Origin of the sequence: Methylomonas sp. LWB, from assembly GCF_001856095.1 — a bacterium.
GTDB classification, from domain to species: domain Bacteria; phylum Pseudomonadota; class Gammaproteobacteria; order Methylococcales; family Methylomonadaceae; genus Methylomonas; species Methylomonas koyamae_A.
Genome location: NZ_MKMC01000045.1, coordinates 294,511 through 306,859 on the forward strand (window position 1 = coordinate 294,511; position 12,349 = coordinate 306,859).

Consider the following 12,349-nt stretch of genomic DNA (forward strand, 5'->3'; position numbering starts at 1 on the left):
ATGAGGTTTGATTAATATCTCATGAATATGAAGAAATATTTCAATTACACAACCGTCCATGTACAGGGATGGATAAGCTTCCCCCATGAAGGTAGATTGGAACGCACTGAAAATCGAAGATAAGCGTCCGTCAATGCCAAGCATAAACTATAATCAGGCGAATAAGCACCTAAAGCCAGATAATAGTCGCCAGGCGCTAAGCATAAAGGTGACAAGTCAATTTCTCCACAAGACTCCTCACCAGTAGCTAAGGCGGGCCAAAGCATACCTTTATCGAGACTAGTTAGTCCAATTAACCAATCACCATCGGCACGATAAACACTAAGTCCAAACACTTGCATCGGCAAATCTTCTATTGCTTGCAGGCGGAACCGAATAGTAAAATTTCCTCCAGGGCAATAATTTCCGGCATTTTGACTAGCTGACAGACTGATTTCGGTAAAATAAGCTTTACCGGTTTTTTGCTGCTGAATCTGCGAAATAGCTGCCGGTGCCGCATTACCTAGAAGTTGGACATAATATTCTTGAGCAATCTGCACTGAATCACCCTGAGCAATGAGATGCCCTTTGTCTAGCCAAAAAACATGCGAACATATCATCTGCAAAGTACTCAGATCATGCGAGACAAAAAGGATCGTAACCCCTCTACTCGTCAAAAATTTGAGACGCTCTATACATTTATTTTGGAACGCGATATCACCTACCGACAGCGCCTCATCAACAATGAGAATTTCCGGCTCCCCATTGATAGCGACTGAAAACGCCAACCTGACCATCATGCCACTGGAATAGGTTTTTACGGGTTGCTCGATAAATTCGCCAATATCGGCAAAGGCAATAATGTCATCAAAGCGAGCATCGATTTCTTCTTTGCTCAATCCAAGCACAGCGGCATTCATATAAACGTTCTCCCGCCCAGTAAATTCCGGATTGAACCCGGAACCCAGTTCGAGTAACGCGGCTATGCGCCCTTGCGTTTGAATATTGCCGCTCGTCGGATTAAGCGTGCCGCAGATCATTTGTAGCAATGTTGATTTACCACTACCATTACGACCGATGATGCCAACCGTTTCCCCTTTCTTGATTTCAAAAGACACATCCTTCAGCGCCCAAAACTCGCGAAAGTATTGTCTAGGTTGTTGTCCGATTAATCGTTGCAGGCGCGGGTAGATCGATTGTTTTAACCGATCATGGGGTTGATTATATATCTGATAACACTTACTGAGATTTTCAACTTTAATGGCGATATCAGACATACTCAAATAGCGAATTATTAAACACAGTATTCAGTGATATAAATTTTGAGGATTGATGTTGGCATGTGTTGTTCAATGTGATTATTAATCATAATAAAGAGCAAACTGCAATATTATTCGAGCCCAGTCAGTTCTTAAAGCACGTCGGCAAACCCTTTCCTAGTTTTCTGAAACCAGGCAAAGCCAAGCCAGGCGACAAGCAAGGAAATAAAAAAATCCATGATAAACAATTGCCAGTCGGGCAAGGTGCCCCAAACCAGCAGGGCGCGTCCTTGTTCAATTACTGGTGTTAACGGATTGAGTAGTAACAAGGGTTGATAATCCAACGGTAATGCAGACACTGGATAAAAAATTGGCGAGAGGAACATTAGCGAGGTGGTTACCAAGCCGATGATTTGAGCAATGTCCCGCAGGTAAACACCCAAGGCGGCGAGAAACCAGGACAGACCCATGGTCAGTAGTAACAAAGGAGAAACCAAAATTGGGAATAATGCTGCTTCGGGATGCGGCACGCCAAACAGGATTGCATAAAAAATTAGCCAAACCAACAAGCTGATCATACCGTGAAACAAGGCCGAGCCCATGCTGACCCAGGGCAAGATTTCCAGCGGAAACACCACTTTTTTTACATAGTTCACATTAGCCAAGACCAAGCTTGGTGCCCGATTGAAGCATTCGGCAAATAAATTAAAAATCGTCAATCCGGCAAACAATATCAAGGCAAACTCGGTTTTTGAGTCACCACCGCCGCTCCAGCGGGCCTTGAAAACCACGCTAAAGACGAAGGTGTATATCAGCAGCATGAATACCGGGTTGAAAAACGACCACAAGATACCCAGCATCGAGCCGCGATAACGGCCTATGACTTCGCGCTTGATCAATACTTTGGTCAATTGGCGATTACGCCATAAACTGACCACCATTTCACGGGGGGATATGCTGAAATTTTGCATCAATCAAAAAATCTCGGCACCTATGAATGCTTGACCTTGCAGGTCTTTGCCAGACAGCGCTGGAGTAGCCGTAATCTGCCATTGGATTGCTAAATCTGCGTCATTCCAGGCTATGCACCGCTCATATTCGGGTGCATAGTAATCCGTGGTTTTATAGAGGAATTCAGCACTATCGGACAGCGTTAAAAATCCGTGCGCAAAACCTTCAGGTATCCACAGCTGCTGTTTGTTATCCGCCGATAGAATCTGACCGACCCATTGACCGAATGTCGGCGAGCTTTTGCGAATATCGACGGCGACATCAAACACTTCGCCCTGAACAACTCGAACCAGTTTACCTTGGCTTTTTGGAGGTAATTGGTAGTGCAACCCACGCAATACGCCTTTTTGAGATTTGGAGTGGTTATCCTGGACAAAATTAACGGTTAGGCCGGTCAATTCCTTAAATACTTTTTCATTGAAGCTTTCAAAGAAAAAACCGCGCTCGTCACCAAATACTTTTGGAGTAAATAAAATTATATCGGGTATTGCTAATCGCTTGGCTTCCATAAGTTTTTTGTTAAGAATATAAATTAAATCCCGGCAATGTTCTTAAAGTCATCGGTAAAGTCATTGCCGCTGGGCTGAATTGAAAGCGCTTGTCGACAATATTCCATAAAGCGCCCAGCAACCTGATAAAGAACAGGGGCTAGTTCATGTAACGTACTAAAATGTTCGGTAATTTCCGCGTAATCGATTTCGTAATCATGAGCCATCAAATTGCGTGCGGCCCGACACAAATGCCAAACTTCCACCGATTTTTTCATAGAAACTCAGTACCTTAAGAAAACGGTCGTTCGATTCTCCCAATAGCAAACTGGCATAGCGCATGGCTGCGGCAAGCGTATCCTGTAGCTTGGCAAACCTCTAATTGATTGCCGCCAGAGCTTCAAACAACGCCACGTTCTTTTTCTCCAATTGCAACGTGTCTGCAAGTAGCGGCCAATCAATTTTCCGGCTGGGGGCATTCAGAAAATACGCACAGCGCTGTATGGCCTCCAATAAATCAGCCAGACGTTGTTGCTCTGCTAACAGTGCGGCTTGGCTCATTGCCGAGCTTCCAATTTTACCGATTTGGCTTTAGCTATCACTTCAAATGGTTTGGCTTCGGCGTTTCTGGATTTGCAAACCAGATCGACGGGCAATCACAATGCGCGCTCCAACTGCATTTTTATTTGCGCACGCCGAAGCGAAGACGGCAACAAATTGGACTCCAAGAACAGATCTAATCGCCGCCTTTGGGCCTATCATCAAGCCTGGAACAGAACAAATAAACGTCTGTGTCCTCTCCGGCAATTTGCCAAATAGTTCGCAAGATCAAATATTTCTGCTGCTCGTTCAAACTCATGGCCTGGCATTTTATTTTCGAATATCAACCCGTTTGTTAAAACACCTGCTTATCGAGCAGTCCAAGCAGGTATTTTCCATAGCCGTTTTTTGCAAGTGGCTTCGCCAGTTCTTCGATTTTTTCATCGCCAATCCAACCATTGCGCCAAGCGATTTCCTCGGGGCAGGAGATTTTCAGGCCTTGCCGGGATTCTATGGTCTCGATGAAATTGCTGGCTTCAATAAGGCTGGCATGGGTACCGGTATCCAGCCAAGCGTAACCCCGTCCCATGATTTCGACGCTCAACTGCTGCTCGGCCAAATAGATTTTATTAACGTCGGTGATTTCCAATTCGCCGCGCGGCGACGGCTTTAATTCCGCGGCGATATCGACAACCCGATTGTCGTAGAAATACAGACCGGTAACGGCGTAATTACTTTGCGGCTTGATCGGCTTTTCTTCCAACGATGTGGCCTTGCCGGCGGCATCGAAGGCAACGACGCCATAGCGTTCCGGATCGTTGACGTGGTAGGCGAACACCGTGGCTCCGTTAGCCTGTTCCGTGGCGCCTCTTAGCTGAACGTGCAAATCGTGACCGTAAAAAATATTGTCGCCCAACACCAATGCACTCGGACTGGTCCCGATGAATTCTCGACCGATAATGAAGGCTTGCGCCAAGCCATCCGGACTGGGTTGCACCGCGTATTGCAGGTTGATACCCCAATCGCTGCCGTCGCCCAGCAATTGCCGAAACAGCGGCGTGTCCTGGGGCGTGGAAATCACCAGAATATCGCGTATGCCGGCCAGCATCAGCGTACTGAGCGGGTAGTAAATCATCGGCTTATCGTAAATCGGCAACAACTGTTTCGAGACGGCCTTGGTGACCGGATACAGCCGCGTACCTGAGCCGCCGGCGAGAATAATGCCTTTGCGATTTGCCATGACTAATTTCCTAAAATTTCCGCCAACATCCGCTCCACACCCATTTGCCAGTCGGGCATTTGGAGATTGAACGTGGTTTGCAGTTTTTGGGTGTTCAAACGCGAGTTGAGCGGACGTTGGGCCGCCGTTGGATATTCGCTAGTCGCAATCGCCTTGACGTCGGCTTCGGCGGCTTTCAGGATTTCGCCGTGTTGGCGGGCAACACTAAACACGTGTTGGGCATAGGCATGCCAACTAGTGGCACCAGCGCTGGCCAAATGATAAACCCCGGAGACATCGGGTTTGCAGACGGTAGCTCTTAGCGCATGGGCAGTCACGTCGGCGATCAATTCCGCGCCGGTCGGCGCGCCGATCTGGTCAGCTATCACCGCCAATTGCTCGCGTTCCCGCGCCAAACGCAACATGGTTTTCGCAAAATTGTTACCGCGCGCGGCGTACACCCAACTGGTTCGGAATATCAGATGTTTGGCGCCGGACGCTTGAATCGCCTGTTCGCCGGCCAACTTGCTGCGGCCGTAGATGCCGAGCGGATTGACCGCATCGTCCTCTAGCCAAGGACGTTCGCCGCTGCCGTCGAAGACGTAATCGGTCGAGTAGTGCACTAGCCAGGCGCCGCATAAACGGGCCTGTTCGGCGATGACTTGCGGGGCTGAGGCGTTAATCGACTGGGCCGTTTCGGCGTCGCTCTCGGCTTTATCGACGGCGGTATAGGCAGCGGCGTTGACGATCGCGTCCGGAGCGAGCCGGCGAATCGTGTCGGCGATGCCCGCCGCATCGGCCAAATCGCCGCAGTAGTCGCGGCTGTGTCTGTCCAAGGCCACCAGCTCGCCAAGCGGTGCCAGGCTACGCTGTAGTTCCCAGCCGACTTGGCCGTTTTTACCAAACAGCAGAATCTTCATAGTATTAGGCTTGGCGCTCCGCGTAGTTTTTGTCGAGCCAGGATTGGTATTCGCCGGACATCACGTTTTGCACCCAATCCTGATTCGCCAAATACCATTCCACCGTCTTGCGGATGCCGGTTTCGAAAGATTCGGCCGGCTTCCAGCCCAGTTCGCGTTCCAGCTTGCCGGCGTCGATCGCGTAGCGGCGGTCGTGACCGGGGCGATCGGTGACGTAGGTAATTTGCTCGGCATAGGACTTGCCATCGGCTCGCGCCTGCAGTTCGTCGAGTATCGCGCACAGCACGTTGACCACGTCGAGATTGGCCTTTTCGTTCCAACCACCCACGTTATACACCTCGCCAACCTTGCCGGCTGCCAGCACTCGGCGAATCGCGCTGCAATGATCCTTGACGTACAACCAATCGCGAATTTGCTGGCCGTCGCCATAGATCGGCAAAGGCTTGCCGGCCAATGCATTCTGGATGCACAGCGGAATCAACTTTTCCGGAAAATGATACGGGCCGTAATTGTTGGAACAATTGGTGGTCAGCACCGGCAGGCCATAGGTATGGTGATAAGCGCGCACTAAATGGTCGCTGGCGGCCTTGCTAGCCGAATAGGGACTGTTAGGTTGATACTGGTTGGTCTCGGCAAACGGCTGATCGATTTTTTCCAGCGATCCGTAGACCTCGTCGGTGGACACGTGCAATAAGCGAAACCCGCTTTTGCCGGCTTCATCCAGACCGCCCCAGTAGGCCCTGATTGCTTCGAGCAGGCGGAAACTGCCGAGCACGTTGGTTTGAATGAAATCTTCCGGACCGTGTATCGAACGATCGACGTGCGATTCGGCGGCGAAATTGACGACGGCCCGGATTTGATACTGCTTCAACAAATCCAACACCAAGCCGTAATCGCCGATGTCGCCCCTGACGAAGACGTGCCGGCCGTCGCCTTGCAACGTCGCCAAATTTTCCAGGTTACCGGCATAGGTCAGCTTGTCCAGATTCACGACGGCTTCGTCGTGTTGCGCCAACCAATCCAAAACGAAATTGCTACCGATAAATCCGGCGCCGCCGGTCACTAATAAAGTCATGAGTTGCAAATCAGCAAGTTATTAAAGACGTCAACCTATCCGAACCCGCCGGCTCCCCAAGCTACAACAAACTGACCAACCAAACCGGAAAGTTCACTTTGCATTGCCTGCCGCCATGCAAAATCCACCGACGCTCCTAACGAGGATACAATATTGTTCGCTTTGCTACATCCCTACATCAGTAGGGTGTCCTTAACGGATAAGAAAACTGTTTTGTCGGTATTGTACCTTAGAACTACTGTTAGCTGTCCAGCTGCTGACAATTTCCGGACTAAGGCAAAAACAAACAAAACCGCGCTCCGCCCAGCCGACTGCGGTTATCGACGCGGACATAGCCACTCTGCTCGCCGTTTTTATGTAAAGCGGCAATCACCGACACAAAAAACAAACCCAGACCGGTATTGCCGCCGATCCAATCCAAATCAACGCTGCCGCTCAGATCGGCGTCGAGTATCTCGGATGGATACCCCTTGCCGTCATCCTCGATCGCCAACCGCAAATAGCCATCCTGCTCGACGGCGCTGACCAATATCTTCTCCCGCGTATAACGTAGCGCGTTGTTCAAAATCGTCGCCAACGCATTGGTTATCTGTGGGTAATCGCAAAAACACAGCAGATCGTCCGGACATTCGATAACCACCTCGACATGGTTCAAGCGCGACAAACGGCTTTGTTGGTCTCTGGCCTCATTCAGAATATCGATGACTGGATAGGCGTCGATCATCAGGCAAAACTTATCGGCATCGATTTTATACAGTACCAACAACTGCATCAGCGTGTGATTGATATGGGTCGCCTCGAACTCCAACTGGTTGATGTCCTCGGCCCGATCCTGATACTTCACGGCCAATTGCCGGGTCAGTTCCAACAAAATGCCCAACGAATTCTTAATATCGTGGACGGTGGACGCCAGCACCGCCGGAAACATCCCGGCCTGATCCGCCCGCGCCGTCATCGATTAGATCCGTTCCGAATGGGCGTGCAGCAACTTGGCGTACTCGATCTGCAAAATGCCCAATTTATGCGGGTCCACTCCGACCTGTTTGGCTTTCTTGAATAAGGCCTTGGTGCGGCGATTTTTCTCCTCGTCGAAATCGTTGGCTTTCAGATCGTGGATCATGATTTTCAGCATATTCAAGATGATGGTTTTATTGTCCGGCAAGTTGACGATGGCCTGCTCGAACAAATCCAGGGCCTCCTTGAACTTGCCCTGCTTGTACAAGGCCACGCCGCGGTTATTGGCGGCAATCAACGCCTGTTTGGTTTTTTGAATCAGGATTTCCGAATGATTGTGCAGACCAATGTCGCTCTGCATCTTGCGGACGGCGTTGAGAAACGCGTCGTCGTCGATGTGGTATTTGATCAAATCGTACAAAATTTCCTCGGCCTTGCCGTGCTGGTCGTTCTGGAAACAGGCCTTGACCACCTCCAACTGCAATTCCCTGGGCGCCTTGTTGCCGAGCAAGCCCGCCAGCTGGACGGTGCGTTGCAATGCCTTGTCCGCCGCCTCCTCGTTACCCAGTGCCTTGAACACCTCGATTTCCAGCGCGCTAGCCCGCAAATCGGCCTCGGGCTGGTTTGCGTATTCCTTACGCATTTCTTCCAGGACTTGCAGGGCCTGAGTACCCGCATTGCTTCGCGCATAAAGCCTTGCCAACCCGGCATAATCGGCGCTGGAACGATGCACCGAATGCTTCCCCAATTTAACAACGTTTTTATAGGCTTTTTCGGCGGTTTCCAGATTGCCGTTTTTGTCGGCGGTTTCGGCCAATTTTTTCTGCCGCAGTATCGATTGCGGCGACAACTCCAAGGCTTGATGCATCACGTTCTCGACGTCGCCGTACTGGTCCAGCGCCTCGTAGGCCTTGCCCAACCAATCGTAACATTCCATCAGCATCGGATTTTCGGCCATCAAGCTACGGAATCCGGCAATCGCCTGTTCGATGTTATTGTTCTGAAAATCGATGACGCCCAAGCCTATCCTGGCCCAGGACAGCTCGCGCTGGTGCAGCACTTCCTGATAAATCGCCCTGGCCTTGTCGAAATCGCCGACGGAAATCGCCAATTCGGCGCGCAATTTCAGCAAATTCAGATGCATCTTCTTATCGTTCTGGGCCAGCAAGTGGTCGCACTGCTGTATCGCCAGCGGCAGATTGCCCTTGTCGATGGCTCGCTCGACCGGCGCCAAAAAATCCTTGCGGGCGAAATTGCGACTTAGCCGGCTGATCAATTGCTGCGCGTTGAACGGCTTGGTTAGGTATTCGTCGGGCTTGCCTTCCATCGCGCCCAAGACCGCGGCGGTGGATTGTTCGGCGCTGATCATCACGAACACGCAGCGATAGTCGATCAAGCGGCGGAAGCGCGCCTCCTCCAACACCTGCTGGCCATTCTTGCCGGGTCCAAGGTTGTAATCGCACAAGACGACGTCGAAACGGGTTTTAGTCATTGCCACGATCGCAGCCTGACCACTGTCGGCCTCGCTGACCTGATCGGCATCCAGCGCGTACAACATCTCCCTGATCGCCTTACGCATCACCGGATTGTCGTCGACGAGCAAGGTCGCCTTGCCTAATAAACTAAATTTCATTGCCGGTTAAACATCAACAAACGGTTCAATCGCACGCTCCGTCAAACTTTATCGTTAGGGTCTTGAAAAAATTCGTCGGCATCCCCAAGTCGCCCCAGTCCGTTTCACAACCTAATTGAGTATAGACATGAGCACTGTTGAAGCCAATAAACAAACCCTGGGTTTCCAAACCGAAGTCAAACACCTGCTGCATTTGATGATTCACTCCTTGTACAGCAACAAGGAAATCTTTTTGCGCGAGCTGATCTCCAACGGCTCCGACGCCGCCGACAAATTACGCTTCGAGGCGCTGGCCAACGACGGCCTGTACGAAGGCGACGCCGAATTGAAAATCCGCGTCGATTTCGACGAAAAAGCCAAGACCATCACCGTCACCGATAACGGCATCGGCATGACCCGCGAGGAAGTCCAAGACCATATCGGCACGATCGCCAAGTCCGGCACCAAAGCCTTCTTCGAAAAACTCACCGGCGACCAAGCCAAGGACAGCGAACTGATCGGCCAATTCGGCGTCGGCTTTTATTCCTCGTTCATCGTCGCCGACAAAGTCACGCTGACCACCCGCAAGGCCGGCGCGCCGCACGACCAAGGCGTGCGCTGGGAATCCGACGGCCTGGGCGAATACACCATCGCCTCGGTCGAAAAAGCCGATCGCGGCACCGAAATCGTGCTGCACCTGAAAGACGGCGAAGACGAATTCTTGAGCGAATGGAAACTGCGCTCCATCATCAAAAAATACTCGGATCACATCAACCTGCCCATCATCATGAGCAAGGAAGTCCCGGCCGAGAAAGACGACGACGGCAACGAAACCGCGCCGGCCCGCGTCGAGGACGACACCGTCAACAGCGCATCGGCCTTGTGGACCAAGTCCAAGGACGACATCAGCGAAGAACAATACAACGAATTCTATAAACACGTCGCCCACGATTTCCAAGACCCGCTGGTCCACGTCCACAGCAAGGTCGAAGGCACCAACGAATACAGCCTACTGTTGTTCGTGCCAGGCCGCGCGCCGTTCGACTTGTGGGACCGCGACGCCAAGCACGGCGTCAAACTGTACATCAAGAAAGTCTTCATCACCGACGACCCGGAACAACTGATGCCGCGCTATCTGCGCTTCGTTCGCGGCGTGATCGACGCCGACAGCCTGCCGCTGAACGTTTCGCGGGAAATCCTGCAACAAAGCAAGCAAATCAGCAATATCAAAGCCGGCGCTGTGAAAAAAGTATTGGGTCTGCTGGAAGACCTGGCCGAAAACGACGCCGAAAAATACCAAAACTTTTGGGAAATGTTCGGCAACGTCATCAAGGAAGGCCCGATCGAAGACCACAAAAACAAGGACCGCGTCGCCGGTCTGCTGCGCTTCTCGTCCACCCACACCAACGACAAAACCCAAAACGTGTCGCTGGCCGATTATGTCAGCCGGATGAAGGAAGGCCAGGAAAAAATCTACTACATCACCGCCGACAGCTTCGCCGCCGCCAAAAGCAGCCCGCATCTGGAAGTATTCCGCAAGAAAGGCATCGAAGTCTTATTGCTGACCGACCGCATCGACGAATGGCTGGTATCCAGCCTGACCGAATTCGACGGCAAGCATATGCAATCGATTGCCAAGGGTGAGCTGGACCTGGACAAATTCGACAGCGAAGAAGAGAAAAAACACCAGGAAGAAGTCAGCAAGGACTTCGAAGCGGTGGTCAAGCAAATCCAGGAAGTGCTGGACGACAAAGTCAGCGAAGTCAAGATCAGCCACCGCCTGACCGACTCCCCGGCCTGCCTGGTCACCGGCGCCTACGACATGAGTTTGCACATGGAGCGGATCATGAAGGAAGCCGGCCAATCCGGCGGGATGTTCGGCATGGGCGGCAACAGCAAGCCGATCTTCGAAATCAACCCGGACCACGCCATCGTTCAGGCCCTGAAAAACGAGCAGGACGATGCCCGCTTTGCCGACATCAGCCATATTTTGTTCGACCAAGCCATCCTCAGCGAAGGCGGCCAATTGGACGATCCGGCGGCGTTCGTGCATAAGTTGAATGGGTTGTTGCAAAACCTATTGAAGTAGGTTGGGTTTACCCGTAGGGCATAAAAGGCGCCAGCCGTAACCCAACACGTTGGCTTTCGATAGGGTTTGTTGATCAAACGAGCCATAAGCTTGGAAAAGGCCGGGAAACCGGCCTTTTTTAGTAGACCCGATTGTCAAGCGTCCACAATGAGGTTTTAGTCTAAACTACAACAGTCCTTGGCATGGCGGATTTATTATTTTCGTTAGGACAGCCTAAATTTTTATAGAATCATTTGTGTTTTTTCAATTAAAACCGATTTTTAACACCTTATAACGCAATGTTTTTCGTCATTTAAGATGGCTAATTCTAGTTATACATCATAAGGCATCAGCAATGGCTGAAAAGATAAAAAGACTTACTCCAAAACCGGATGTGCTAAGGGAGCTTTTTCTAAAATCAGGAAATGTTTGTGCTTTCCCTGGATGTCTTCACCCAATTGTCGATACAAATGGTGTATATGTAGCTCAACTTTGTCATATTGAAGCAGCCAATGAAGGTGGCCAGAGATTTAACCCCGAACAAACGAACGAGGAGAGAAGGCAGTTTGAAAATCTCCTACTTATGTGTCATAGGCATCACAAAGAAACGGATGATGTTTCTCGATTTCCTGTCGAGAAACTCAAACAGATCAAGAAGCAACATGAAGCGAAATTCGAGAAAGTTCTTGATTCACTAGCGAATGATGTTTACGACGTTGCGCTGGCGTATGAACCCACGCCACCAGAGTCAGCTGAAGTGTTTGTTAAAGAGGGATGGATTGTCGAAGAAGAAAAACCAATTTTCATGGAAGAAATGAATGAGCTTATTCGTCTGCTTAACCAACTTTCACCAACAACTAGAAAAATATTTTTGTTAGTGGTTAATCGCGTTGACTTAACCTCGAGAGAATTTTCTATCAACGAATTTCAGTATGTCGTTAGCATGGAAACTCGAGAAGCTTATAACCATATAGCCATCTTAGAACGATACGGACTTCTCTTTGATAACGAGGACACAGATTTTTACGAAAGGAAGATCACAGTATCTTCTCTTACCAAAGAGTCTCCGCATCCTGTTGTTCTTTTGCTGAGGGAGTTTTGTGAGAAACATTCAGCAGATCTTTCGTCAATGCTCGTGGATCTAAATTTTGAGGCATTAAAAAGCAATGTATAACAGTGCAAATGCAATCGGACTGCCAAAAGCTGCGAGAGTCCCGTAGGGTA

Annotated in this window: 12 protein-coding genes; 2 read left to right on the plus strand and 10 right to left on the minus strand. The window is 50.4% G+C overall.

Annotated elements, in window-relative coordinates; genetic code table 11:
- Positions 1-44: 44 nt before the first annotated feature.
- From BJL95_RS17575 to BJL95_RS17615, 10 genes are all read right to left on the minus strand, one after another.
- A complete protein-coding gene (locus BJL95_RS17575) occupies positions 45-1,256 on the minus strand; it encodes an ABC transporter ATP-binding protein (protein ID WP_071159773.1) in 1,212 nt (403 codons plus the stop codon).
- Positions 1,257-1,390: 134 nt separating this feature from the next.
- Positions 1,391-2,209, minus strand: a complete 819-nt coding sequence (locus BJL95_RS17580) for an ABC transporter permease (RefSeq protein ID WP_071159775.1) — start codon at positions 2,207-2,209, stop codon at positions 1,391-1,393.
- A gap of 3 nt (positions 2,210-2,212) precedes the next feature.
- A complete protein-coding gene (rfbC, locus tag BJL95_RS17585; RefSeq protein ID WP_071159776.1) occupies positions 2,213-2,758 on the minus strand; it encodes a dTDP-4-dehydrorhamnose 3,5-epimerase in 546 nt (181 codons plus the stop codon).
- Positions 2,759-2,781: 23 nt separating this feature from the next.
- Positions 2,782-3,015 (minus strand): hypothetical protein, encoded by a 234-nt coding sequence (locus tag BJL95_RS25525; protein WP_217631703.1) that lies wholly within the window; start codon positions 3,013-3,015, stop codon positions 2,782-2,784.
- A gap of 100 nt (positions 3,016-3,115) precedes the next feature.
- Positions 3,116-3,298, minus strand: a complete 183-nt coding sequence (locus BJL95_RS25530) for a hypothetical protein (RefSeq protein ID WP_217631704.1) — start codon at positions 3,296-3,298, stop codon at positions 3,116-3,118.
- A 334-nt stretch (positions 3,299-3,632) separates the two neighbouring features.
- A complete protein-coding gene (gene rfbA, locus BJL95_RS17595) occupies positions 3,633-4,517 on the minus strand; it encodes a glucose-1-phosphate thymidylyltransferase RfbA (RefSeq protein WP_071159778.1) in 885 nt (294 codons plus the stop codon).
- A 2-nt stretch (positions 4,518-4,519) separates the two neighbouring features.
- A complete protein-coding gene (gene rfbD / locus BJL95_RS17600; protein WP_071159780.1) occupies positions 4,520-5,416 on the minus strand; it encodes a dTDP-4-dehydrorhamnose reductase in 897 nt (298 codons plus the stop codon).
- Positions 5,417-5,420: 4 nt separating this feature from the next.
- Entirely contained in the window at positions 5,421-6,491 is a 1,071-nt protein-coding gene (gene rfbB / locus BJL95_RS17605; protein WP_071159782.1) for a dTDP-glucose 4,6-dehydratase, read from the minus strand.
- Between the two features lie 271 nt (positions 6,492-6,762).
- Positions 6,763-7,446: a sensor histidine kinase KdpD gene (locus BJL95_RS17610; RefSeq protein ID WP_064030824.1), complete on the minus strand. Its 684-nt coding sequence runs from the start codon at positions 7,444-7,446 to the stop codon at positions 6,763-6,765.
- A 3-nt stretch (positions 7,447-7,449) separates the two neighbouring features.
- On the minus strand, positions 7,450-9,078 hold the full coding sequence (locus tag BJL95_RS17615) for a tetratricopeptide repeat-containing response regulator (RefSeq protein ID WP_071159784.1): 1,629 nt from the start codon (positions 9,076-9,078) through the stop codon (positions 7,450-7,452).
- Positions 9,079-9,205: 127 nt separating this feature from the next.
- Between BJL95_RS17615 and htpG the strand changes: the two genes are divergently transcribed.
- Positions 9,206-11,146, plus strand: a complete 1,941-nt coding sequence (gene htpG, locus BJL95_RS17620; protein WP_071159785.1) for a molecular chaperone HtpG — start codon at positions 9,206-9,208, stop codon at positions 11,144-11,146.
- 334 nt (positions 11,147-11,480) lie between these two features.
- Entirely contained in the window at positions 11,481-12,299 is an 819-nt protein-coding gene (locus BJL95_RS17625) for a hypothetical protein (protein ID WP_071159787.1), read from the plus strand.
- Positions 12,300-12,349: the final 50 nt, after the last annotated feature.

Coding starts and splice junctions, on each gene's coding strand:
- BJL95_RS17575 (WP_071159773.1), bottom strand. CDS start 1,256: ATGTCTGATATCGCCATTAAAGTTGAAAATCTCAGTAAGTGTTATCAG.
- BJL95_RS17580 (WP_071159775.1), bottom strand. CDS start 2,209: ATGCAAAATTTCAGCATATCCCCCCGTGAAATGGTGGTCAGTTTATGG.
- rfbC (WP_071159776.1), bottom strand. CDS start 2,758: ATGGAAGCCAAGCGATTAGCAATACCCGATATAATTTTATTTACTCCA.
- BJL95_RS25525 (WP_217631703.1), bottom strand. CDS start 3,015: ATGAAAAAATCGGTGGAAGTTTGGCATTTGTGTCGGGCCGCACGCAAT.
- BJL95_RS25530 (WP_217631704.1), bottom strand. CDS start 3,298: ATGAGCCAAGCCGCACTGTTAGCAGAGCAACAACGTCTGGCTGATTTA.
- rfbA (WP_071159778.1), bottom strand. CDS start 4,517: ATGGCAAATCGCAAAGGCATTATTCTCGCCGGCGGCTCAGGTACGCGG.
- rfbD (WP_071159780.1), bottom strand. CDS start 5,416: ATGAAGATTCTGCTGTTTGGTAAAAACGGCCAAGTCGGCTGGGAACTA.
- rfbB (WP_071159782.1), bottom strand. CDS start 6,491: ATGACTTTATTAGTGACCGGCGGCGCCGGATTTATCGGTAGCAATTTC.
- BJL95_RS17610 (WP_064030824.1), bottom strand. CDS start 7,446: ATGACGGCGCGGGCGGATCAGGCCGGGATGTTTCCGGCGGTGCTGGCG.
- BJL95_RS17615 (WP_071159784.1), bottom strand. CDS start 9,078: ATGAAATTTAGTTTATTAGGCAAGGCGACCTTGCTCGTCGACGACAAT.
- htpG (WP_071159785.1), top strand. CDS start 9,206: ATGAGCACTGTTGAAGCCAATAAACAAACCCTGGGTTTCCAAACCGAA.
- BJL95_RS17625 (WP_071159787.1), top strand. CDS start 11,481: ATGGCTGAAAAGATAAAAAGACTTACTCCAAAACCGGATGTGCTAAGG.